This is a genomic window from Rubritalea marina DSM 17716, from assembly GCF_000378105.1.
GTDB classification, from domain to species: Bacteria; Verrucomicrobiota; Verrucomicrobiia; order Verrucomicrobiales; family Akkermansiaceae; genus Rubritalea; species Rubritalea marina.
Genome location: NZ_KB899267.1, coordinates 19,860 through 45,378 on the forward strand (window position 1 = coordinate 19,860; position 25,519 = coordinate 45,378).

Annotated in this window: 21 protein-coding genes; 3 read left to right on the plus strand and 18 right to left on the minus strand. The window is 50.4% G+C overall.

Annotated features, from left to right (window positions below):
• Positions 1-14: 14 nt before the first annotated feature.
• The 16 genes from F454_RS0112855 to F454_RS0112930 form a co-directional block, all read right to left on the minus strand.
• A complete protein-coding gene (locus F454_RS0112855; RefSeq protein WP_026292898.1) occupies positions 15-1,004 on the minus strand; it encodes an NAD-dependent epimerase/dehydratase family protein in 990 nt (329 codons plus the stop codon).
• 34 nt (positions 1,005-1,038) lie between these two features.
• Entirely contained in the window at positions 1,039-3,120 is a 2,082-nt protein-coding gene (locus F454_RS0112860) for a polysaccharide biosynthesis tyrosine autokinase (RefSeq protein WP_018971068.1), read from the minus strand.
• 130 nt (positions 3,121-3,250) lie between these two features.
• Entirely contained in the window at positions 3,251-4,057 is an 807-nt protein-coding gene (locus F454_RS0112865; RefSeq protein ID WP_169334404.1) for a polysaccharide biosynthesis/export family protein, read from the minus strand.
• Between the two features lie 96 nt (positions 4,058-4,153).
• Complete coding sequence (locus F454_RS0112870) at positions 4,154-4,912, minus strand: hypothetical protein (protein WP_018971070.1); 759 nt, start codon at positions 4,910-4,912, stop codon at positions 4,154-4,156.
• Positions 4,913-4,986: 74 nt separating this feature from the next.
• The gene (locus tag F454_RS0112875) at positions 4,987-6,276 is read right to left on the minus strand and encodes a hypothetical protein (protein ID WP_156817285.1); all 1,290 of its coding nucleotides are present in this window, start codon (positions 6,274-6,276) and stop codon (positions 4,987-4,989) included.
• 82 nt (positions 6,277-6,358) lie between these two features.
• Complete coding sequence (locus F454_RS0112880) at positions 6,359-7,798, minus strand: O-antigen ligase family protein (protein ID WP_018971072.1); 1,440 nt, start codon at positions 7,796-7,798, stop codon at positions 6,359-6,361.
• A 154-nt stretch (positions 7,799-7,952) separates the two neighbouring features.
• Positions 7,953-10,172 (minus strand): glycoside hydrolase family 36 protein, encoded by a 2,220-nt coding sequence (locus tag F454_RS0112885; RefSeq protein WP_169334405.1) that lies wholly within the window; start codon positions 10,170-10,172, stop codon positions 7,953-7,955.
• A 218-nt stretch (positions 10,173-10,390) separates the two neighbouring features.
• Positions 10,391-11,386, minus strand: coding sequence for a hypothetical protein (locus tag F454_RS0112890; RefSeq protein ID WP_018971074.1), 996 nt, complete (start codon positions 11,384-11,386; stop codon positions 10,391-10,393).
• Between the two features lie 198 nt (positions 11,387-11,584).
• The gene (locus F454_RS0112895) at positions 11,585-12,508 is read right to left on the minus strand and encodes a Mul1B family putative transporter subunit (RefSeq protein ID WP_018971075.1); all 924 of its coding nucleotides are present in this window, start codon (positions 12,506-12,508) and stop codon (positions 11,585-11,587) included.
• 27 nt (positions 12,509-12,535) lie between these two features.
• On the minus strand, positions 12,536-15,607 hold the full coding sequence (locus F454_RS0112900; protein WP_018971076.1) for a tetratricopeptide repeat protein: 3,072 nt from the start codon (positions 15,605-15,607) through the stop codon (positions 12,536-12,538).
• Between the two features lie 84 nt (positions 15,608-15,691).
• Positions 15,692-16,156, minus strand: coding sequence for an ExbD/TolR family protein (locus tag F454_RS0112905; RefSeq protein ID WP_018971077.1), 465 nt, complete (start codon positions 16,154-16,156; stop codon positions 15,692-15,694).
• A gap of 21 nt (positions 16,157-16,177) precedes the next feature.
• On the minus strand, positions 16,178-16,630 hold the full coding sequence (locus tag F454_RS0112910; protein ID WP_018971078.1) for an ExbD/TolR family protein: 453 nt from the start codon (positions 16,628-16,630) through the stop codon (positions 16,178-16,180).
• A 105-nt stretch (positions 16,631-16,735) separates the two neighbouring features.
• A complete protein-coding gene (locus F454_RS0112915; protein WP_018971079.1) occupies positions 16,736-17,515 on the minus strand; it encodes a MotA/TolQ/ExbB proton channel family protein in 780 nt (259 codons plus the stop codon).
• Positions 17,516-17,732: 217 nt separating this feature from the next.
• A complete protein-coding gene (gene nth, locus F454_RS0112920) occupies positions 17,733-18,383 on the minus strand; it encodes an endonuclease III (protein WP_018971080.1) in 651 nt (216 codons plus the stop codon).
• Positions 18,384-18,553: 170 nt separating this feature from the next.
• Positions 18,554-19,159, minus strand: a complete 606-nt coding sequence (locus F454_RS15980; protein ID WP_018971081.1) for a 3D domain-containing protein — start codon at positions 19,157-19,159, stop codon at positions 18,554-18,556.
• A gap of 147 nt (positions 19,160-19,306) precedes the next feature.
• Entirely contained in the window at positions 19,307-19,978 is a 672-nt protein-coding gene (locus tag F454_RS0112930; protein ID WP_018971082.1) for an SDR family oxidoreductase, read from the minus strand.
• A gap of 66 nt (positions 19,979-20,044) precedes the next feature.
• On the opposite strand from F454_RS0112930, the gene F454_RS15985 reads away from it, so the two are divergent.
• Genes F454_RS15985 through F454_RS0112945 form a run of 3 tightly spaced genes read left to right on the plus strand, consistent with a single transcriptional unit; the run spans position 20,045 to position 22,264 of the window.
• A complete protein-coding gene (locus F454_RS15985) occupies positions 20,045-20,683 on the plus strand; it encodes a 5-oxoprolinase subunit B family protein (RefSeq protein ID WP_018971083.1) in 639 nt (212 codons plus the stop codon).
• Positions 20,680-21,531 (plus strand): 5-oxoprolinase subunit C family protein, encoded by an 852-nt coding sequence (locus F454_RS0112940; RefSeq protein WP_018971084.1) that lies wholly within the window; start codon positions 20,680-20,682, stop codon positions 21,529-21,531. Before F454_RS15985 ends, F454_RS0112940 begins: the two co-directional genes overlap by 4 nt.
• Positions 21,524-22,264, plus strand: a complete 741-nt coding sequence (locus F454_RS0112945; protein ID WP_018971085.1) for a LamB/YcsF family protein — start codon at positions 21,524-21,526, stop codon at positions 22,262-22,264. Before F454_RS0112940 ends, F454_RS0112945 begins: the two co-directional genes overlap by 8 nt.
• 29 nt (positions 22,265-22,293) lie before the next feature.
• On the opposite strand, the gene F454_RS15240 is transcribed toward F454_RS0112945, so the two are convergent.
• Both F454_RS15240 and F454_RS15245 read right to left on the minus strand, forming a co-directional pair.
• Positions 22,294-23,787, minus strand: a complete 1,494-nt coding sequence (locus tag F454_RS15240; RefSeq protein WP_018971086.1) for a cryptochrome/deoxyribodipyrimidine photo-lyase family protein — start codon at positions 23,785-23,787, stop codon at positions 22,294-22,296.
• A 15-nt stretch (positions 23,788-23,802) separates the two neighbouring features.
• The gene (locus F454_RS15245) at positions 23,803-25,311 is read right to left on the minus strand and encodes a cryptochrome/photolyase family protein (RefSeq protein ID WP_083913035.1); all 1,509 of its coding nucleotides are present in this window, start codon (positions 25,309-25,311) and stop codon (positions 23,803-23,805) included.
• Positions 25,312-25,519 lie beyond the last annotated feature (208 nt).

The following is a 25,519-nucleotide window of genomic DNA, read 5'->3' on the forward strand; positions in this document are numbered from 1 at the left end:
AACACACGCTCTCTTTAGAGCCTCACATCGGCAAGCCACCCTTGGTTTTCAAGGTGCCAGTTCACAGTACGCTCTAGACCGTCGAGTGGGTGAACCTTAGGGGACCACTGGAGCTTCTTAATCGCTTTGTCGATATTGGCCGAGGTGTCTTGCATGTCGGCATTGTTCTGTGGCTGGTAATCGATCTGGGCCTTCTTGCGCGTGTGTTTCTCGATCTCGCCAATCATGGTGTTGATGCTGATCGGCTGGTTACCCCCGCCGATGTTGTAGATCTCGTAGCCAGCGCATTTTTCTGTGGCTGCAATCGTGCCTAAGGCGATGTCGTCGATGTAGGTGAAGTCACGGGTCTGCTCGCCATCGCCATAGAGACAGATCGCTTCGCCACGGTTGACCCATTCGGTAAATCGAAAGGGACTCATGTCTGGTCTACCCGCCGGCCCGTAGACGGTGAAGTAACGCAGCACCGAAACCTCCAAGCCGTGAAGGTGGTGGTACGAATAGGCCATGGTCTCCGCTCCTAGTTTACTGGAAGCATAAGGAGAGAGCGGTTTACGTACGTCGGCCGTCTCTAGGAAAGGCATGGGTACTCCAGCATACAGTGAGGATGTGGATGCCATCACATATTTTTTGACTCCATGCCTATTCATTAAATCGAGTAAATTAAGTGACCCTAGGGTATTTGTGGATAAGTAGACATATGGATCAACAATGCTAGCACGCACTCCTGCGCGCGCCGCCAAATTCACCACATAGCAAATAGGGTAACGTTCAAACACCTCGGAGAGAGTCTGACGGTCTTCTATATCCACATGCTCGAAGGTAAACCCTCCAAGCTCTTTGAGACGGGACAATCTATACTCTTTGAGGCGTAGATCATAATAATCATTCATGTTGTCTATTCCAACAACGTTAAATCCAGCCTCTATGAAAAGTTCCGTGGTGCGCGCACCAATAAAGCCTGCACAACCAGTCAACAATACTGTTTTTTTTGCTAATTCACTCAAAATAACTCCAGAAGGTTAACAACCTAAATATCGATCATTTTTCATCGCTACCGTAGTAGCCATAGTCCTCTTGTCCGTATTCACCAAAGCCTTTGTAACCATGATACTTACCTCCCCCTGTGCGTTTCATCCCATTAACAACGACACCACCTATTGTTGCTCCTGCAGAATTCAATAAATCCCTTGCACGCAACATCGCGCCGATAGGCGTCTTTCTCGATCTAACAACTAACAACACACCATGCACATGCTTCGACAACAGTCTAGAGTCTGCGACCGGAAGTACCGGTGCAGAATCAATGATAATACGATCGAAACGCCCTTTTAAGTTTTCAATTAAATCATGCATCTCAGAGTCATGCATCAATTCTGATGGGTTGGGAGCCTTACCACCTGAAGCAATAATAGAGAGATTCGGTATGGGACTTGTATGAATCGCGTGATCTAATGACACTTGATCAGCTAAGACCTCCGTAATACCTGGCGCATCTTTTAAACTTGGAAAATGTTCGGTTAACTTGGGTCTTCTCAGATCCATATCGATAAGCAAGGTATTTTCCTTGTTCATTGCAAAGGCTGAAGCAATCTCTGCTGAGATCGTTGTTTTCCCTTCGCCAGGAATCGACGAAGTGACTAGAAGAACTTTGTTGCGTTCCTTCTTACCCATCAATATGATCGATGCCCTCAGGTTTCTTATTGATTCTGCATTAGGTGAATTGGAGTCATTTTGAAGCACCGAAGACCAATTACTCCCCTTACTGTGCCTATTAAATGTAGAAGAAGACGGGATAGCAGCTAAGCATGTCAAGCCACTTGCCTCTTCAGCTGAGCGGACATCATAAATTTTATAGTCAATCACAGCCAATGCAAATGCGATACAAAATCCAGCTACAGCCCCCATGATCGAGCCTGCTGCCAGATACATCAACCGCACTGAATCTTTCGCTAATCCGATGAAGGCTGGTTCGATAATTCTGATGTTACTCATAGGGCGATTATCAGCCACATCAATCTCAGTCATACGTTTAGTGATCAGCTGGTATTGAGCTCTTGATTGATCAATAGTCGTATTTAACAAACTAGCACGGGTTGCAAGAGCACTTTGTGCCAGCAACACCCACTCGTCAGCAGCCTCCATGACCGCATCTTCATCGTCATTGGTGTCTATGATTTTTTCTAACGCATCCAATTGGTCTTTATACTCGATCCAGTATGGTGCTTCTGATTTTCTGGCTGAGGAACGTTTAATCTCTCGGGCAAAACGCATTAATAAATCATTGAATACTGCCTCAGATTGGATCCGAGCAGGGTGCTTTCTTAAGTAGCGCTGGCGGATGGCAATCACATTGGCCCGATCAGCTTGAATATCCTCGCTCAACTTTAGGGCTGAAACATACACTTGGAGAGCCTTTTCAGCATCTTCCATCTCCTGCCTCGCTGCGTCTCCTTCTTTTTTAAGAATTTTGAAGACATCATTTGAGCCGACCTGAGCCAAATCCTCTTCTTTTTCGCTATAAACGCGAATCAAGGTATCCGCAATCACTCGAGCAGTCTCAGGGTCTGGGTGTTTACAGCGCACCTCAATCAATGAGGTGTCGCGAATACCCGAAATGGATAACCAACCACGCGCCATACGATTCACTAACTTGTATGTTTCGACAGAGCTAGCAGGCTTAAAAGCCAACTCCTCTTCGGTCAACATGTACCTTGGCTTCCATGATGACTTTGGGGGGATCGCATTTTGTAACGCCTGCACTTCAGGGCTGCGTGCTGTTTCCGCCAATATTGCTGGCCCCAGCAATTTGCTGGCCTCAGTCGCTAGGACAATGGCTGGTGTCATACGATCAACCGTCACACCCTTACCCAAAATTTGGCTATTCTCCATGCTTACCTCAATGATCGCGACTGCCTCGTTGCTGGGAGGAACAATCGACATGTAATACAACGCACCACAATAGCCGAGCACACCAAAAATCAGCATCATCCACCAACGGCTAAGCGCTTGTCGGACATTACTCATCCCCAATCTATTCGTAATGAAGTTATCTTTACTCTGATTCTCTTCTGAGATTACACTAGTCGTTTGATCAGCAAATGGCTCGATGTCTGTTGACATAATAGATAATTTTATTTTTTCGGTGATTAGTTGAAAACTAATGAGGTGACATTACTTCTGTAGAGGAATATCTGCTAATTTAGATAATAACACCTATACGGTAAGGGCTGCTCGTATTAATCTTGGGCGATCAAAATCTTGATTCCTGAACGATTACGATATCACCAGGCTGCATATAAAACATCTTCGCTTTTGAACTTTTGATGTCTCGAAGGCTTACCAAGATCCTTCTACCACTGCGGCTCACAATCACATCCTTCTTGTTTGCAATGCGGTCAAAATCACCAGCTTGCGCAATTGCAGTTAGGATATCCAACTTACCAGTCTTTGGGAAATTCACGATACCGGGGTTCCTGACATTTCCTGACACAGTGATGGAGGATTGCTTCAGTGTACTCCGGGGCACAGTGATCGAATCACCATGCTTCAAAACCTTGCTGCCTGAGGATTGAAGGTTATACCGCACAATCGCCCCACTTTTACTCCGAACGACAATGCTCGAAGTATCGGCTGTTTCTGTCACACCTCCGGCCTGGGCTACTGCGCCTCGAAGGTCTAGCGCGCCTTCTTCAGGATATCGAATGGTACCTGGCGATCGCACATCTCCACCCACAATCACCCACTTGTCAGCGTAACCAACGACTGACAAATTGACCTGAGCATTGACCAAGTAATCTTTTTCATAGAGGCCTTTAATCTCTGCTTCGGCCTCCTTGAGGGTTTTACCAATGAGTTTAACGTTCCCGATCAAAGGGAATGATACAAACCCAGACTTCCCGATCTGGGATTCGCGCGACAACTCTTCTTCTTGGAAAACGATCATTTTGACCGTGTCATCTTTCTGCAATTGGTATTCTTTGGCATCAGCCGCACTGAGCAGTGAGGGAAACAACATAGCCGTAATGGCGATGCATACCGCTAAAAGATTTTTCAACATGGTAGTTTTCATTGGTTGCCTAAATATAAAGAAAAGCACCTAGAACGTACTGCTTAGGTGCTACTCTTGCGTGGTTAGGCATCGAAGTTCAATGCATTATTCGTCAGTTGCTGCGCTTGTGGCCTGCGTGCCCGTGACTGCATTGCTGCCCGCGAGGCCATCATTATTTTGAGCATCTTGTTGAACTTGATCAACAGCTTGATTGACAGCTTGAAAACCAGTAAGTGCGATTGTTTCAGAAATAGCGGTACCCGTACCTAGCGCATATTCGCTAGGAAGCTCTTCCTTCCTTTCAGAGCCATTCAGGTCTGTGATCGTCACGACCACTTTACCACCTGAGATCTTGGTGAGCTTTTTAACTCCATTCTTATCAATCTCAGTTGCCAGGATCACCTGGTTTTTCTTGAAAGGGTTTTTGAACTCGTATTCTTTAAGGCTCCCCTTGGGCTCAAACATGAGTAAGCTGACGATGACACAATTCGCAACATTGAGCTTGGATTTGATGTCTTTTGCGGTGAGTTGTGGTAGCACCACATTCTCCATGACAGACATCTTTGCAACCGTCTTGGTCTTATTCTTCTTCACATGCACAGCTTGGAGTACAGCGCCAGTAGGCACCTTGATATCCTTGGCTCCAGCGGGCAGAGTCACAGTCTCACCAGGCTTGACCGTGAATGTCTTCCCTCCAGAGCTGTAGCTCACTGGGCTACCGTCCTTTGGAGCGGTGATTGACAGGGATGATGGTGCTTTCTTTGCTTTAGCCGCGGCCGCAGCATTGTTTTGCGCTACCACAGTGTTGCTCACACCAATGAGTAAGGCTAGGCAGGCGACACACGCTTTGATCAATATTTTCATAAATTAAGTACTTATTTAGAGAGGATTATGCCTCATCGTGAGACATCAGACAAGTTTCTAAATCTAGCAGCAACTTAGAAGTCGTAGCCAGCGTCTAGACTGAAGACCCAGGTGTCGTAATCTCGAGTGTTGTCACCAGCGTCATTGTTAGCGTAACTAAGCCTAGAACCAACAGTCAAACCGATTGGCGTGCGATAGCTCCCTCCAACATAAACACGTCTATAATCAGAGTCAGGATTACCAGTCGCACCAGCGATGGTACTAAAATAATCATCTCTTTCCAGATTCAAGCCTGCATTGAAGTGAACACGGTGGCTCATTTTGTAATTTGCCTGAGCGCTCAGACCAAAAGCCTTGTAGGAACGACCAAAGTCACTGTATGACGCACGTATCGTGTTGTATAAAGTACCCACGATATTTGTCTTACCAGTCAACTGATAACTCGCTGCGAACTCAAATGTAGGGGTCGTCGTATTTTCAACTCCACCTCCTTCGTAGCGACGGTTTTCAACACCAGCAAAACCACTAAAGGTCGTCTTCTGCAATGCCTGATAAGTCGCCTTAACACCAGCTGAATAGGCTTTATGGTTTGGCTGTTGTTCAACATTCACAAATTCATATCCCACATACGGCCCGAGAGTCGTCTTGCCAGTCACCTGATATTGCCATGCCAATCGAGCATTGTACCTTTCGCGATCAAACAAGCTCTCTGACTTGAAATCATCAGCATAAGCACCCAAATCTAGATCCAAACGAGTTTTACCTGTGAGCTGGTGATAGATAGAACCTCTTAGGGTGTAGGTATTCTTGGCAATATTGCCTGAGGCAAATCGGTCACTTCCTCGTGTTTTAGAGAAGCCCGCATTCACATCAATCACGGTTTTTTCGAGTGTCGCAGTGTAGTTACCATTCAAAAAATGATCCACACCATCCTCTCTTGAGTTGTCAATGTAGGCATTAATCTTTGGGGTGTAATGAATCCCCCAGTGGTGCCTCGCAAACTCTTCGTTCTCCACTGAAATAGGGATACTCATGCGAATGATCACATCCTCCACTTCATTGGTATTCGAGTTGAAAATATTGCTATTGAAGTCGGTTGATACCCGGACGCCAAATTTAAAGTAATCAAGCACAGAACCAGCAACATCATCTTCAAAGCCCTGATCGAATGCGTCAAAAGCAGCAGCCTCAATCTGCGAACGGGTAAACGCGGCATAAGAACCTTGCAGATCGTTATCGCTGTTCAAATCTTGCCCCATCAACGACGTCGCTGCCAGCATTGAGGCGCTTGCTATTAATAGTTTTCTTGGGGAATTTTTCATAATTTCAATGTATAGTGTATTGGTGAGGTGACCTATTTCCAACAGTTAAGTCAAGTAAATTACGAACACCCCCTAGATATAATAAACCCTAGAAACCCTCCTTAGGGATGACCGCACCCGTCTTCTATCCCACTCGTAATGATGACCATGTGACAGCTAGGACACACGCCAAGGTAATAGCAATGGATTCTATCTGCAATGGAAAATCAACCCAAGCATGCGTAAACATAATTCCTATTCCTATCGCTGCCGATAAGTAGATTGCTTGCTTCGTCGTACGCATCTTTCGGCGCCTTTGAGCCAATGCCCGAATACACAATACAAGAGCTCCAATGAAAAAAGACAAGTAGATGAAAAAGCCCCAATACCCCCATTCTAATAGTGTTTGGAAATGATCATTGTGCGCGTAAACATAGTAGTGATGCTGTAATCCATCGACGAGATTCTGGTTCTTACGGATCTCAAACATGGGATAAAAGCTCCCAGGCCCATACCCCACTGCACCAAAATCAGGTTCATGCACCATCTTCCATTGAATCTTATTGAGCTCAACTCTGATCTGCATCGTCCCATAATCATTATGAATCGAACGCCCCCATCGATCAGCCACGATATTGCTAAAACTCAAGGCAGCAAAGCAACCCGCTCCCACCGTAGCCAACAGAATGATATTCCTTTCATGAGGGCTACCACTTGGGAGAATGCTCGAAGCTCGACGATACGCAGTTAGTATCATCCGCCACCCAAAGACAATCCACAACAAGAGTGAGAGCACCGCAAAAAATACTCCGGCCTTTGAACCAGCTGCGACCGCCCCTGCGAACACCACAATCAATCCGATCAAGACACTAACCGTCCTCCATGGGCTGGCATTTTCAGATTTACTCGCTCTATCCACAGTAGCGATGAGGTAACCAAAACCCACTGAAAAGCATAGGTTCAGGTATGCAGCAGCAATGGCTGGACTCCGAAATGTTGCGAAAAACAAATGCCGATTCGACCAGCTAAATTCAGGATTCCAATAAATGCCTGACGCCCCGGTCATTCGCTGAGCTAACCCCAAGGTAGCGACAGCAACCCCCGCCCAGAAAATACAGGCTACAATGTAGCGCATGCTCAAGACCTTCAGGTGAAGCAAGCGCAAGGTGCCCAAGAAAACCAAACCACATGGAATCAGGTAGCTCAGTCGATCCCAGGCTTCTCCCCGATCAGGGGCTCCGGGAAAATCAGGGAATGGCACCCCCTCTCTCGGTAATAATTCCCACCAATAATGCACCCCTTCATGCACTTCATTAAAATAAAAGGTCGACTTCGCATTGAACCACATCCAGCCACCTTGCACCCCGAGCGCTATTAACAGACCAGCCAGCACCCACCAGACTCGATTGAGGCGCACATTAGAATCCTGCCCCATCAGGCTCCGCCTAGGCAAAGCTATCGCAAGCACCCCGTACAAGGTTGCCAAAATCAAAAGGGGCCAACGATAATTGCCCCAGTATGACCCCATGTTGAGCGGACCAATGAACAAAAAAATCGCCAGCAGAGCGTGAAGTACTCTGCGCATAGAAAACACAAACTACAAAAGCTACCCTCTAGAATGGAAGTCTAATCAGTACTTTCTATCAGATTTTCTAACGAAATTTGCATTCGAAACCACCAAACTGGTACACAAGCTTAGCATACAGCCTCCCAATGGTTCAAACAGTCCGCAACTTCGCTTACTTTAGTTTCAAGCAGATTTTCTGATCGGCATTCCAGACTCGATCGGCAATGTGCACTCTCCAAAGATCATTCCCCAGGCTCTCCACAGAGCGAATGGTACAGTTTTCCGCCTTATCTTTCTGGAGAACTTTCTCACACACGAAGGTCAGAGATCCTTCTTGAGCGCCAGCATCAGTGAGTACCACCTCAATCGCTGAATCCGTAGTCAAAATATTTTCAATCTCTGTCGCACCTATCGACAAATGAAGGTCAGAACCAACCAATGTTGGGCGATCAGATTGGATCGGAGTAAAGCGCAACAACGCTGAGGAGAGGTATTCTAAGTCCTTTGTGGTGTAGGAATCGCTTGCATAAGCAACCACTTTATTCTCCCAATAGTCGTACACAGCACACTTCACACCAGCCGGTAAACCAGCCGCTTCAAAATCAATGGAGAGCGACTTCTTCCCTTCTGTGACATTGTACAGATTATAGACGGCAAAGTCTCCAAAGGGACGGTTTGCGGAGAAGCCAAGTGTGGTATTGTGCGGAGAATTTCCTAGCTCAAGCAAGCGTGCTGGTTCGGCACTCCCAGGGCGCATGATCTCGTAGTTGCGCCACTTTTCTTTCACATCTGGGAATTGGATTGGCTCCGAAATCATGGCGGTGCCACCAACCAAGGTATTGATGGCGTGCCAGGTCCTCCACATACCTTCACCTTCAGGGGTATGACCAACACGGCGACTCTTGAGCTTGGGAGCTAGGTAAGTCACATCAGGATCGTTTTGCCACCAAACATTATCGAATATCTGGAAACGAAGCACCGAATCCAAACAATGCTTGAAGCCCGCTGGGTGGGAATCAGGCCCCACGCGCGCCGCATCGATATAGCCGATGACGCCACGTGTCGGACTACCCAGGCACGATAGGATGTACATTTCCTCTCCTGCCGCTTCGCGGTACAAAGTGTAGAGCTCGCGGAAGATCTGCAGCCTTGTCTTTGTCGGATCGTAAAATTTATTTCCAATGCCATTGAAGTCGATCTTGATGTAGCCATAACCGCGTTCACGGGCGTCTCGAATGATGTTAAAGAGGAATTTCTTAGATTCTGGATGATCTGGTACAATCCACTTCGCGCCAGCTGGGTGGAATGGGTTCGGGTTACTGAAGCGCTCAAGCCCCCCCGCATCCTTCTGGATCGCATCTGGGTTCGCCTTCGCCCACGGGTGGTCCGGGTGAATCATGAGTGGTGCAAACCAGACCCCGGGAATACAACCCGCATCACGGATTTCTTTGGCGATCGTCGCCATCCCTTGTGGGAACTTCTCATTGCCGCTCCAGTCACCATCCATCTTCTGATAACCATCGTCGATCTGGATGATTCCTTTACCGAAGGTGTTTAGGTTATCTTTGATCGTTTGCGTCACATCGAGAATGTGCGCTGCATCGATTTTGGTGGTGCGATCATACCAACTACACCAACCGTATACTGCACCGCGGTGACGGCGGGCACCATGAGTGATCGCCACCCATTGAGTCCAAATATCGATTGATTCTTTGGCTGGCTCAAATGAAACCATGACCTCCTCACTTCGGCGGCTTTCACCAGCACGCACGAGCACGTCGTCCATGCCAACCAAGGACTTAAAGGAACCTTTTCTAATTTCGACCGTCGTGTAAGCCTCTGCTGGACCAATCGGTCCAACAAGAAACCCTTTCCCCTCTGGGTTGTAAATGATAGCTGCGTCCGTCGCATTCTTCTCCATCTCACTCAATGGCTGTGCTGGAAAATCCCGCATCAACGGCGTCACCAAGAACGTTGATGGATCCTCCACAATCTTACCATTCGGCATGTTGTGCATCGCATCAATAAGGTCAAAGGCGCGCAGCTTCACATCCTTTTCGCTGCGGTTGTGGAATTCAGCCTGTATCGTGAATGCCTGCATATTGCGCAAACGCTTCAACCGAACCGTGTATCCATAGGGCTCGGCCTCCAATGTCACCGTACTCATGTCTGCCTTACCGAATGGCGTGTTTGCCACGCTGTGAGCGACTGGAGCACTCAACTCCATCCCATTCATCCTCAGGCGGCGAACCTCGCCATCCACCTTCAAGACAGCGGAGGAAATCATATTAAACCTGGCCACTCCCTCCACATGCACCGACATCGACTTGCCGCCATCCTGGATACTGACCCATTCTCCAGCAGCGTGACACACCATCGTTGATAACGCCATGATCCCTAGTGCCGCCAATTTAACATATTTTTTCATCTCAAATTTCATCATTTACAACACCTGTATGTCCAAGGTGTATAACACAGTAACACTGTGAACAAAACAAAACACCCAGTATACACAGGACTAAGTAACCCATGAATCGGTCGGCCAGCATTGGCCTCTATTCCTCCAAATCACTGTGCAGCCTTCGCGTTCAGGTGACACCGCAATGTCGATCACTTCGTCTCCTCAGCGAAGACCATGGTACCCGCAGACGTATTGATCGTCGAGATTACTGTCACATCGAGGGCACTCCCGATCTTGTTGTATGCATGATTGACCACAATCATCGTCCCATCATCAAGATAACCAACCCCCTGGTGATCTTCCTTTCCGGGGCGAACAATCGAGAGCTGCATCCTCGAACCAACCTCAACCTGTGGACGGAGCACTTCAGCTATTTGATTCAAATGCATCACCTCAATTTCTTGCACCTTGGCCAGCTTCGACAACGCATCGTCACAGGTCAAGAGCCTCGCCTGCAAAAAACTACACAGATGCAGGATACGATTTTCCTCCGCCACATCCATCGAGCCATCATGAATACGCACATCCACTTTAGGGTTGGTTTGAAACTCCCTCAAGAGCTCCAGCCCTCGCTCACCGCGCTGACTGCGGCTCTTCACGTCCGAATTCCTCATCTCCTGAAGCTCATTAAGCACAAAACGCGGAATGACAAACCGACTCCCAAAGAAGCCCGAATTCGCAATTCCAGTAAGCCGAGGATCCACCAGCACCGTAGCATCCACCACCGTTGACTTATCAGGCCGTGATTCTGCACGGAATTGTACGTAAGGGATGACCAATGCAACGTCATCCGGGCTACTGCGTAGAGCGATCACCGTTCCCATGAATCCCATCGTCGCGTATGTACAGACGCGCAAAGTGAGATCCAAATTCTCCATCTCTGTAAAGCTATCGCCGAAAGTTGCCGTGAACAATTGTGTCAGCTGGATCGTCTGCAGCAGCCAAGCACAGGCCAGTCCTAATAAGAGCCCAAGCGTCGCGGTCGATAGGTGGCGGATCGTGAATTCCTTCAGGATATTGTCGATCATGATAAAGAGGATCGCCACCATAAAACCAGCCACCACACCAATCCATAATTTGTCAGGCCCCAGCATCTTGAACGCAAGCGTGCTGCCTGCGATCTCACAGACAAGCAGATACATCATCCGTGCCACATTGACGGACAGTCTTGGATCAATACTACGCAATTTCTTCGGGGTGTGTGGGTTTCTGCTAGGATGCGACAGATTCACACCAAGTGACAAGGACGAAAAACAGACGGAATCCTAAGCTCACAGCCAGAAAAAAACCTAGAGCTCCATGCAGGGGCTCTAGGTTCAGAAAATAAGAAGGCTCAAGGTTAATTAATTCGAAGGAGTGCACTTCAGGATAGGAGCAAAGCGTGCATCGAGATCGACACCGCCTCCCATTCCCGTTGTGTTGTACAACCGGGCAAGTGCATTGGCTTCCACCAACCACTTGTAACCCTGCCCCGCCTTGTCTTGCTTGGCAGTACCCCAGGCCTTGATCGCAGCCGCTACTTCCTTCTGGTTGAGATAGAGGTCAAGCGCTTCAAGCGCAGCCTGATTCACCAGCTCATGAGACTTAAAGGTATCGACGGTGAAGGCGGTACTATATGCATCAATGGCAGCATCGAGCTTACCTTGTTCTTTCAAAGCCACGGCATGACAATAAGCAATCTGTGCACGGTGGGTGTCAGGGATCGACTTTGCTTGCCATTCCTCACTGAGTGTCACCAATTGATCCCAAGACTTCGCATGAAGCAGCTCCCAGAACTTGTAGATCTCTACTTGCTGCACCTGCTCTGCATTACCGAGTGGTTTCGAGTTAAAGCTCGCGGCTTTAGCCACGAGGCCCGCCACATCGAATTGCTTCCGTAGAGACTCCATTTCATAGTAACTCGCAAGCGTCGCATAGTTCTCCTTGAATGCCTTGAAGCTAGCGTACTTTTGCGCGAAGGCTCCGAAACCAGCAGCAGCCTCGCTGTACTTACGACCTTCAAAGAGATCCATGGCTGCCACAAATTCCTTAGGCTGCATGAAGTACAGGCTTGCACCACCAGACACCTTGCCGTTGCGTGTTTGAGTAGACTGCAGCGTATTGACAAAGCTGAAGTTTGCGGGCGTGCCGCTAAGCACGTAGATTTTCACCGGCTTCTGCTTCGGACGGAGCAAGAAGGCCTCCATGGCCGTGCGGGATGCTTGCTGCGCGTGAGCCAGACCTGCGAGACCACATGCGATGAGTGCTGATACGGTAAATAGTTTCATCTCTTTCTAAATGCTTGTTGTTAAACCTTACTGGTTGGCTTGCTCTGCTTCGATTTGCTTGAAGGTCTTGATTTCACCACCTTCTTCCCATTGCTGAACACGGCGGTCCAGTGCGCGCCACGTGGTGCGCACGTCCTCACTCATGCTGTCCTTGAACTTATCAAAGGAAGCTCGGGAATTCTTGATGTAGCGCGCGGCCACCTCGTAGGCTGATTGCTTACGGCTTTTACCTTCTTTCTCGGCACCGTGTTCCCACATCAACTCAGTAGCGCGACTGATGGCTGGCACTGACACACCCCAGTTGCTCGTGTTGGAACTGTAGATACCCATATTGATGGCGATTGCGTCGTTGAATGCCTTCGTCTGATCGTATGCTTGAGCGAGCAAGAGCTGCACCATGAGCTTCTCTGAGCGGTACTTCTTGAGGTAATCACGACCCGCTTCGATCACTTTAGGCCAGTTCTTTTGAGTCGCATAGATTTGCACGATACGAGCCACTGCCTGGCCACCGATTTTGGTGTCTTCCGGGTTGCTCTTCTCGATATCGGAGAGCAACTGGATCGCCTTTGCAGCTTCATCCTTAGACCCAGCCACACCGTAGACGTCAGCCACACCAAATTCAGCATCGAGCGTGTAGTCGCCCTTCTTGCGCTTGAGCAGCTCTTGATAATACGGGAGCGCCTGACGCGGTGCTGAGGACTTGGTGCGAAGATAATCACCCACCTTGATCAAGACGAAGTCGGAAAGCTGCTCCACTGGGTACTGAGCCTTGAGATCCTTGAATGTCGTCGTGATACGACCCTGCATTTTCGCCATCAGGTCTTTATTCTCCTCAGTCTTAGCGTGCTGATAGGTTTCTTCATACACACCGATGAGCGCGACACGGAGCATAGCCTGTGTCCGTGCGTTCTTGGTATCCACATTCGGAAACTTGTAATAAACCGTCTTAAGCTTTTCGCCAGCAGCCTCAGCTGAGGCACCATTCTTGATTTCGTTCTCGATGTAATACTTGGAATAGTTGTCGATCGCGGTCACGAGCACGATGGTGTTCTTGCTGTTCGCTGTAGATGCAATGGAGCTCTCCAGAGCTGGAAGGAGCACGGCATAACGACCCGCCTTTGCCAGGGCTTCAGCGGATGAAACCACCACATTGGCAAGGTAAGGGCTCTTCTGGTACTTCTTCCAGAACTCATCAAAGTATGGCAACACATCCTCCTGTTTGGCCCCCGCAGCTTTTGCCGCGTTTTTGTCACCTAGGAGGCTAATGAGGTAGAACAATGCTTCGGACTCAGAAGAAGAGCTCCCGCCCTTCTTCGCCATGTCGTAGGACTTCTTGAAATAGGCAAGCGCCTTTTCCTCGCCACCTTCCTGTGACTGAAGAATGCTACCCTTGAGGTTGAATGCTGCACCAGCGATTGGCGCAGTACCAAATTCCTTTTCGATACGGTCGAGGTAGACCAATGATTGGTCAAACTCCTGCTGCACAAAGTGCACATTGGCAAGATCGAAGAGCGCGTATGACAAGTAGATGTTCTTGCTCGGGTCGCTGAATTGCTTGATGAAACCTTCGAGATACTTCTGTGCATTTTCGTAGTCATCCAGCTGACTGTAGTTCGCCGCACGAAGGTAGCCTGCTGTCGCTGCAAACTTACTCTCTGGGTAAAGCTTACAATGCTCTTCCAGGTACGGCTTCGCCTTCTCATACTCCCCAAGGTAAAAGAGAGAACCACCAATGACGTGCAAACACACATCGTGCTGCAATGAATTCTTTGGTAGTTGATCGATCCACTCCGACGCAGTCGCCTTAGCCTTCTCGTAGTCTCGAGCCTTGAAGATACTTGATAGAATCAACACGCGCACCGTCTCAGCGCGCTCAGATTTCGGGAAATTCTTGAGGAAGCTACGGCCGTAGGCTTCGCTCTCAGCTGCACGACCGAGCTCAGAACCAATGCGGAACAACTGGAACAAGTAGTTCTCACGGCGACTCGACTTAGTGTAATTCTTCTCAAGCTGCTGATACACCGCGTAGGCTCCACGTAGATATCCAGCCTTCTCGTGCACCACAGCTGCGGAGTTGAGGGCCAACACCTCAGGTGGATCCCCCTTGGCGATACGCTTTTCTAAAAGCGCCTTAGAACTTGCTAGACGTTGCTTGTTGATCGTGTCACCACCGTCCCGAAATTGCTTCACGGGCACATTCTTGATGCGCTTACTCAGTTGCTCGATATCCGCGAGCGCCACTTCAGAGCTAGGCACCAAAGCGAGGAGGTTGAATCCAGCCTCCAGCATATCCGCCTTGATCGCCTCAGAGGCTAGCTTCTGGAAAAATGGAGTAAACTCTACCATCTGGTATGGCTTGAGCGTGAGGACCGCACGATTCTGATTGAGGAAGTCCACCATGGAACTCTCACTCTTGGCTGCAATTACTGCCTGGGAAAACGCCTGGAACGCGCTCACAATCGCCATGTCGTTGATCTTCCAGCGCTCACGATTCTTGAGTGCCGTCTCGAAAGCCGTCATACCCGCCTTGAGGTCAGGCTTAGGAAGCTTGAAATTACACGTCGCCAAGTTCACGTGGTACATTCCAATGCTGAACTTGTCGCTATCGTTACGCTCCGCCAAAAACTTTTCGTAAAGCGTGATGGCCTCGCGGTATTCGCCGAGAGCTTGGCAGGCTTGGGCCTTATAGAACAACGAGATCTTCTGTTGCTTATTTATCTTACCTCCCTCACCGGAGATGCTGTAACTATTGGAGAATGATTCTTTCGCAGACTGGAAGAACTCCTTGGCCTTAGCCGCATTCTTCTCACCACCGAGCCGGCTAAATTCATTGCCTAGGCTGAATTCTGAACGGCCCTTGTAGTAATAAGCAGAACCAAAGTGCCCACCAAACAGACGGGTACCACGCTCCTTATCGAAATTACTGGTGAAATCGCCGAAGATTTGGTTCGCCTCAGCGAATTTTCCGGCACGCATCGCCTTCAAGCCTTTTGGCATTACTTCCTGAATGCTCTGGGCGGAGACCTGCGTTGGGGCAACACAGACCAATGCAGCAGTTGCTGCCATCATTGCTGGGTAAATCGATCCCTGGTGTTTCATTGTAAAGTGTGGATATTGGGTTTGAGTTTCCTCAATGTGGGGGTCTTCAAAGCGCCCCCAATTCAGCAGCCAAGTGGCTATCGCTTAATAGTTCGCAAAATCGGTAAAAGTGACCTTGGTGATCTCAAGTCCAACCAAACAGTTGAGCACATCGACCACTGATTCGTGTGGGGCTTCGCTGTCCACAGCCACCTGCACAAGAGGTGCAGTGTTTGCTGCAGAAGCACCTTCCTTGTAGATCAATAGGCGGTCCTCGAGCATTGGTAGATTACGACGACGACCAACGGCCCCCTGATCCATCTGCTCCTCGCGGTTCACCACGATGGATCCATCTTCCTTCACCTCGATAAACATCGGGTCAATCTCTGTTTGGCTGTCAGAATTTGATGCAGTCGTGGGGAGATTAAGCCCGAGATCACTCTCGCGTGGCTGAATCGTCGCGGTCACCATGAAGTAAATCAACAATAGGAAACAAACGTCAATCAATGAGGAGATATCCAATAACGGTTCATCCTCCTCAGGCGCTTGGGCTTTCTTACGTCTAGACATAGTGGGTGGGGCAGGATTGGTTTATTGTTCGAAGTTGTAGGCTGAGAAAAGCACTTCATTCACACCGGCATCAGCGGCGGCTTTGATCACCTTGCGCGAGTGCTTGAACACTGCGTCTTTATCACCACGTAGGTGCAAGCGGGAGGCGATCCCTTGGTTTTTGTATTTATCGCGTAGTGACTTCACGTAGGCTGTGATGTCATCTTCGTCAGTGATCTCACCATCTTCGATGTTCACCGGGAAGATTGAGCCATCCGAGCGCACGTTTACCACAATGCGGCCGCGCTTATCCTCTGGATCTTTTGAGTTGTACGCCACAGCGGGCTTCACCTCGGGATCCATCTTCACGATCATCGGAGTCGACACCACAATGAAGAACACCAAGAGAAGGAAAACCATGTCGATCATCGGCGACATGTCCATCTGCAACTCCTTGTCTTCTTGGGCGTTGAGCTTACTTAGTTTTTTAGACATCCTATTTCGGGTGAGATTGGGTTCTGAAGGTCAAAATACTGCGCCCATAACTGAGCGCAGTAGTCAAAATGTGAGAGCTCCTACGAGCTCCGGCGCTTGTATCAACTAAACTGCGATACCTTCTGGAATCTTAGCAAGGCGACCCTCACCATTCACAGTATCAAGGGAAGCGTCTACGAGTGCTTCAGCAGTTGCGTGACATTCAGCCACGAGGTTGTTGTAGCGTGACTTAAAGAAGAAGTAGGCTACCACAGAAAGGATCGCTACCACAAGACCCCACATGGTGGTCAATAGTGCGATGGAAATATCTCCCGCAAGCTTGGATGGCTCAGCACCAGCTTCCTTCAAAGTGGCGAATGCCGCAATCATACCGAAAACCGTACCGAAGAGACCGAGCATCGGAGCGGACTGAGCAACTAAAGAAATGAGGTTGATCCAGAGCATCTGCTTGCGGTTCTCGTTTACTGTGAAGTCTGCGATCGCGTCTTCCACGCTATCACGACCAAGTGTCTCAGGCTGAGTGGCGTCGATGTTGGGAAGTGAGTAGGCAAGCATACGACCAAGGTAGCTTGGGTGTGATGCAGAAAGCTCAATCGCTGAACGCACTCGGCAGTTCTGCATGTGATCAAGCAAGGCAGCTTTGAGATCGTCTGGGCAGAACTTAGCTTTCGCCAAGTTAATGAAGTTGTATACGCTGAGACCAATCAATGAGGTAAGGCCAACCCCCACAATGAAAATGGTCAAGGCGCCACCATCTGTAAGGTATTTCTCTAATGCGCTGGACTCAGATACTGTGTCCTGCGCCATCAGACTGGCACTCGCGCCGAGGAAGCCAAGTGTGGTGAGGCTGATTGATTTTAACGTTTGGGTCGAACGGTATTTCATAGTGATAGTTTTGTTGGATCTTCATCTACGAGCTTCATGTAGCTTATTGCTCGTATACAATTGAGATTCTGTAATTCTGCGAATCGATTGCGATCAGTAAAGGATCAAATTTAAGAAATTCATGATTTTCATTTACATGAATCCCACAATCCACTGACCGACAGTGACACACAACCGTGTCACCCACTCTTAGACCACGCCATCCCAGTCATGACCACTACTTTTTCCAAATAACTGGCGATTTTCTTCTAGGAAACATCGTGCGGCACATCTCACAAACACGCCCATCACAGCCACGCGCTGTGCAGGCGTCTCGACCGTAAAAGATAATTTGTAAGTGTAATTTGTTCCACTTCTCGGGCGGAAACAAGCTCTTCAGGTCATTCTCCGTCTTCACCACATTCTTGCCATCAGTTAGCTTCCAGCGCTGCGCCAGACGATGAATATGCGTATCTACCGGAAATGCAGGAACCCCAAATGCCTGAGCCACTACCACAGACGCGGTCTTGTGTCCCACCCCCGGTAGTTCCTCGAGCAACTCCAGCTCCTTCGGAACGACACCATCATACTTCTCTACCAGAATTTTTGACAACTCAGATATCGCTTTGGATTTCCGAGGCGAAAGCCCGCAAGGTCGAATAATTGCCTGAATCGCCTCCACTGGCTGCTGCGCCATTTCATGCGGGTTGTCGGCCAGCGCAAACAACTCTGGCGTCACGGTATTGACTCGCGCATCGGTGCACTGGGCCGAAAGCAGCACCGCCACCAGCAAGGTGAAAGGGTCTGTGTGGTCTAGCGGAATGGGTGTTTCAGGGTACAATTCCTCCAACCGCTCCATCACATAGGCTGCTCGCTCCGCTTTCAACATACCCCTAGGACTAAGCGCTCAAGCTCCCAAACTCAAGACACAATCCAGCGATGCGATCCGCAGATCACTCCCACTCAGAAACAGCCAATCCACCCTCTAATCCCAAATAAAAAAAGCGAGAAGCTGTCTCCAGCCGCTCGCTTCTTCGAAAATGGATACCCCAGATCAATCTAGAGTTTTGCAAGCGCCTCGCTGCTGAGCTTGCGCTTGATCTCATTGTACATCTTACGACAATGCCAATAACCAGTGCGATGCTTGAGTATGCGGCGGCTCTTATCATAACACCCCCACTTCACCACGGTGATCTCGACTTTGCGTGTCCCCCAATGGTTCATCTTGCGTAGAGTCGGCTTGTAGATATCAATGGTATTGGTACCTGTGAGGGCCGAACCGTAATCCTCCACCACATAGGTGTACGGGAGACCTTTAATCTTAAATTTCGTACCCAGCGGATACACCGACCAATCAGCGGCCGCACTTCGGATCGTCTTACCATACTTCAGCACCGTGCCAGCAGCATTGAGGTTCCCATGCGCTCCCGGTTCATTTTCCATACACGAATATGCAGTGGTGCGGACGTGGCGGGTGTGCTCACCGTCTGCGTAGCTCGCCATCCCATGCTTGTCAGTCTTGCGACCTTGAGAATCTGCCACAATTTTTTGCGAAGGCTTCGCGGGAAGCTCAGCGTGGGCAGCTGGAATCGATAAAACTGCCAATGCAGTCAATAGGAGCACAGCCGCTGGCTGCTTCGTCTTGGATACTGAAAAAAGTTTCATAATACTAGGATGCGGGAGATTCAATCGGCGTAGGCTAAATAGGTTATTCACTGCCTTCGCCAATCGAGCGGCGGGCTCTTACGCCGCATATTCGGCGATGGCAACCCTTTTTTTCCAGTTTTCTGAAACGTCCGAACCTCTTAAATATCAGAGAATCCTACTATCCAAATTGAAGGTCTGCCCGGAGGTGGCGGTCATCTGCGCGTGGAGAAAGGCAATAAACTGCGCCACCTTTTCTGGGGTGTTGAATGCCCCTAACGCATGCTTAGACAGAGAGGCCTGCTGCACCGATGCCGGTAAGCCCGAGGTCATCTTTGTCTCCAAAAAACCAGGCACCACAAGATTCGAGCGCACACCGCGCCCCCCCCATTCTTGGGCCAGTGACCGCATCATCCCACTCAATCCGGCCTTGGCCGCTGCGTAATGCGCCTGCCCCACTGGCGGGTGAAACCCAGAATAACTCCCAATAAACACCACATGACCCGAACGCTGCCGCAACATCCCGCGCGAAACCGCTCGAGCGCATCGGAAAGCCCCCGACAAATGAGCATCCAACACCCCATCCCAAGCATCTTCGCTGAGCTTTAACAACAAGGCATCGTCGATGGAACCCGCCGCACAAACCAGTAAATCAATCGCACCACTTCCACTGATATAGCGATCCACTGAGTCGCTATCTGCCACATCCATCTCAGACCGTGTAGGGGCCAGGACCTCCCAGCCGAGTCCTTCAAACGCCTCGCGGCACGCCATCGCTAGCCCGCCCTGACCACCAGTGACAAGGACGCGTTGAGTTTCTGATTCACTAGTTTGGGCCATCTAGCAGGCAATACTAATCGCACATCGCGACTCGTCAAAACCGAATTCTTTCGCTAGCCTCGTCACGTGCCAAGGTCCTCGTCCATCAGCTACCAGATTCTGCCCTACGGGCCGAATGCGTGGTTACTACAATTAGACAATCCAGACGACATCGCAGCACTCCACACCCTCCGTAAGGCAAGCTTCCAGCATATCCAAGAATGCGTGGTCGCATATGACTCCCTCTTGCTCACCACCTCCAGCCCTCTGACCCAGTCGCAAGTCAAAGCCCTGGTGCATGACACCCTCCAGAAGCACACTAGCCCAGACAACAAGCAGCGCCACCATGTGATCGAAGTCCACTACACCGGCCCAGACCTGCAGGATCTCGCGACCGCCAGCAAGCTGAGTATTCAGGAAATCATCACACTCCACAGCAGCGCCATCTATAGCGTGCGCTTCCTCGGCTTTAGCGCAGGCTTCGCCTACCTCGACGGCCTACCTGAGCCACTCCAACTCCCACGCCGTAGCACTCCACGCCCAAAAATGGAACCTGGCGCCGTAGCCATCGGAGGCAAACACGCCGGCATCTACTCCACCCCCAGCCCCGGTGGTTGGAATTGGTTGGGCAATACAGACTACCCACTCTTCCACCCCGACCGCAACGACCACTCAGCCTTCACGCTCCACCCTGGCGACACCCTCGAATTTCGCCCAATTTCATGATTCAAGTCATCCAAACAGGAGCGACAATTAGCTTCCAAGACCAAGGACGTACTCACCCCAACAGTTGGTTAGAATTTGGCGTACCTCCCGCGGGATCCATCGACCCATACAGTGCCAAGCAGGCAAACCTGCTCGCCCATAACCTATGCAATGATACGCTATTGGAAGTTATGTTAGGTGGCGCGCTGATAGAAGTACTGAATGATTGCTACCTCGCCCATGTCGGCACCCTGCGCTGCGAGGCACTACCCCCGCACTGTGGAGGCTGGTTCCGCGCTGGCAGCTCTATCCATTTCACACCTAACAAGGATGGCGCATGGTCCTACCTCGCGGTCACCGGAGGCTGGGCTGCTGCCCAACAATTCGGCAGCTCTTCCTACCACCAACGCTCAAATGTTGGACAAGAAATCAAGGCTGGCGACACCATCCATGTGGCAAACCCATCACCCAACCTGAATAAACTCCCACGGCGCACCCCTGTAGCTGATCAACGCGACCACACAAGCCCACCATCGATTCGGATCTTCCCCGGCCCACACCGCCAACTCTTCTCAGACCAAGCCTGGAACGCATTAAAAGACATCCCCTGGAGAATCTCTGCTCGTTCAGACCGCAGCGGGTATAGGCTAGAATCAGAATCTAGCCCGCTGCAACACTCACTCAGCATCCACAGCACACCCACCCTGACCGGCAGCGTGCAAGTTCTCAGCACCGGACAACTCATCACCACGCTCAACGACGGCCCCACCGTGGGCGGCTATCCGATCATTGCTCGCATCCACCCAGACGACATTGGCTGGCTCACCCAGCGCCACGCACACACACAAATCACCTTCAATCATGCCTGAAATCTTCCTCAACTGCGACCTCGGCGAATGGGAATCCCATGAACAAAGCGCCGCTCTCATGCCCTTCCTACATATGGCAAACATCGCCTGCGGCGGCCACGCCGGAGATGCTGCATCCATCGCTCGGTGCTCGCACCTCGCGAATACCCAGCGCCCGATTGCCGTCAGCACCGGCGCCCACCCCGGACTCCCACCCGAGCTTAGCCCCGATCGTGGTCGTAGCCTACCAGATGACTTCACAGTCCAGCAGTTCACCCAGCTTCTGGAACTCCAGCTGCATCGCTTCATCACCAATGCCGACCTCAATCACATCAAACTCCATGGCGCGCTCTACCACCTCACAGAGAACGATCCCCAGTTCCGCCACGCCTTCCTCGAATGTGTGAAGCGTAAATTCCTCATCACCATCGTCTGCCAAGCCGGCGGCGCAGTAGAAGCCGCAGCAAGCGCACGCGACCTCCCCGTCACTCCCGAAATCTTTCTCGATCGTAATTACGCTGCCAACGGCCAACTGCTCCCAAGACAACACCCCGAGGCGATCATTCACGAGCCAGCCCAGGTCACTGCAAGGTTAGAACAAATCCTCCAACACAACAGGCTAACAGCTATCGATGGCACCGCACTCCCACTCTCTGGGGACTACGACCATATCACCGCCTGCGTCCATTCTGACAGCCCCAACAGCCTCGACACCCTCCAGGCCGCACGCACCTTCCTCGACCTCCACCAATAGAATCAACCACAAGTGATCACTCAGATCCCTTAACGGCGTCGCTTTGATCGACTGCCATGCTTTTGGTACACCTGCTGCGCTTCAGCTCGAGCATCCGGATTTGCTCGCACAGCACGAATCTGCTGCTGCGCCTTTTTATATGCCTCCGCGTGCACTACCAACGGCGCAGGGTAATCCACCCCTATCACGCAACCACAAAATTGCTGCTCAAGCTCCGGCATCAGCTCAGGCTGCGCCAAATAAGTACTGGGCACATTGGCCAGCTCAGGCACCCACTTGCGAATAAACACACCTTCGGGATCCTGATCTTCCACCTGCTTGATCGGGCTGTACACCCGCACACTATTGATTCCTGTCGTGCCGCTCTGCATCTGCACCTGGCTCCAGTGAATCCCCGGCTCATAGTCCACAAAGTAGCGTGCTAAAACGATGCCTGTGGCTCGCCAATCCAACCACAAATGGTAACTAGCGAAAGACATCACCATCGCCCGCATACGAAAATTGAGCCACCCCGTAGCTCGCAACGCCCTCATGCATGCATCCACCATAGGGTAGCCAGTGCGGCCCTCTGCCCAAGCTTCTAACCACTCCACATGATCGCCTCTCAACCCATCATAGGCCCGTGCGATATTCACCACATCAATATCCCACTGATCCTCCATCTTCTGCATGAAATGGCAATGCCAGCGCAAACGCGAAAGATACGAACGCACACTACCCTTCCAAAGTGTCACCGTCCCCTTCGCCACTGTTTCCTTATTGATCGATCGATAACGAGCTCTACCAATCTGGTAAGCATGCCTCACAGAAATAGCACCGTAACTCAGGTAGGGGCTGATACGACTACATGCATCATATCCCGTCACCGGACTACTCATCGCCGTCCGATACTCCATCCCCCTCTCATGCAGGAAACTATCGAGCAAATCGTGCGCCTGTGACTCACCGCCCACTTGACGTTCAGTCATCTCACGAGCCTTGAGCCCCAGAGCCTCCGGATTCAGAACATCCCCCATGAAATTGGTAGTCGGCGAACTCAAGCGCTCTGGGACAGCGTAGGCGGGCTCATCCATCCGCTCTCGCCACTGATCCGCCCATCCATCGCGATTCCGCAAACGCCGCACCACACCATTTTGATAAAACTCCTGCCACTCTACCCCCTGAGCACCCGCCCACTCTGCCACCCTGAGATCTCTAGCAAAAGTCAGCGCATTACCATTCTCTTCATGCGCCCAGAGCTTAGTCACCCCGAAGTGCTTACGAATTTGCTCAAACACCCGCAGCACTTCGCCCTGCAAAATCAACAATGTCCCCCCCAGCGCCTCAATATTCTGCCGCAACTCTATAAGGCATTCATTGATGAATCTGAGGTGACAAACATCAAAATCAGGCGCCTCGTACACCAAAGGCTCATACACATAGACGCCCAGCATCTGCTCGCCAGCCGCACATCGCGCTGCCACTTCGTGCAGCACACGGTGGTCACATACCCGCAGGTCCCTCTTAAACCAAACTAAATGCATGCCGCGCCAATTGTTCTACAATAAGTAACCTCCATCCCAGCGTTCTCCACGACGCATCGTCTCACGAAAAGCCAGAGCCCGCTCATGATGCTCCGCAAGCTTCGCCGACCCCATGCGATCCAGATGCCCCAACATCATCTTCATCCTAAAATTACCAGCAAAGAAGTCACGGTGATCATCGAGAAAACTCCAGAACAATGCATCCCAAACTGCATTCCACGATCCATTCGCGTAATCTGACATCTTCTTCAAATAGTTAGATCCTGATAGGTAGGGTTTTGTCACCATGAAGCCACCGCTGGCAAACTGGCTCATACCATAGACATTCGGTACCATCACCCAATCATAGGCATCAACAAACATCTCCATAAACCAAGTATAAACGGCGTCTGGCTTAATCCGCATCATCATGAAAAAACTTCCCAATACCATCAGGCGCTCGATGTGGTGCGCATAGCCTTCCTCTTGCACTTTACGAATCACCAAATCCAACGGTTCCAAACCAGTTTCACCTTTCCACACCGACTCCGGAATTTCTTCGTCAAATCCCCAAAAATTTTGCGCGCGCATCCAGCGTCCATGGCACTCATAAACTAATGCGGTGAACTCGCGCCAGCCAATCACTTGGCGCACAAAACCCTCCAGGTCATTGAGCGGGATCTCGCGATCCATGGCGAATGTCATGGCTCGATCCACCACCTGACCAGGCTCCAACAAACCAATATTCATGATTGGCGTTAGAACACTATGATAGAGAAAGTCACCTCGTGTGCTGAGAGCATCCTCATAGGTACCAAACCCCAAAAACCGCTGTTCTAAAAATTGCTCCAGCCACTCTATCGCTCCTGCATGAGTGATCGGGTATCGTAACTCCAAACAATCCTCAGAACCTCTATCCCACAGCCCTCTTGCTCGCAATTCCTGACACGCATTCTCGATCCAGCGCTGCTCCTCCACCCCGTGAATCGCCTTTGGTTCCTGCGGCACCAGAGCCGATTTCGGCAGTTTTTTACGATTCGCATCATCAAAGCTCCACTTGCCACCCACTGGACTGCCATCCGCTTCGAGCAAGAGCCCCATACGCTTGCGCTGCGCCTCATAAAACGTCTTCATGAAAGGCTTCTTACCGTCAGAAAAAAACTCCATCCCCCAATTATAGGGAGTCACAAAGCCAGGTGAATCAAGCCATCGCAGCTCAAGATCTCGACGCTCGCAAAACTCCAACAACTCGCGCTCCAACAAATCATCATAGAGCCGACAAACCACAAGCTCAGAGGCATCGTGAGGCACCCCATCCAACTCGGCTACACGGCTGAGCTCCCTCCCCCTCGACTGCCACTCCGCCACATACGCCAGCACTGAAGCCTTCACCAACAAAAGGCGCTGAAAATGCGGATTCATCACCCACTGGCCTTTCCCCTCGTATAACCAAGAGGAATCCACCAACACACAAGACAGTTCACCCTCTAGCAGGGGATGATGCGAAAATAATTGATGAGGAAAAATAATGCCGTAACAAGCCACAAAAATAGAATGACACCACTCTACAGAGAGTCAACCTGATCAGCACGAAACCCTCTAACAACGAGACACCCCACATTGTCATACGCATCCACTTTCTTTTCTTATATTAGACAGACTAAATACAGAGGATCGTTGATTCCATGCACTCTCCCGTGCTACAATCCTTTCTATGTCCTCCCCCAGAACACTCGCTCCTTGGCTTGGCAAG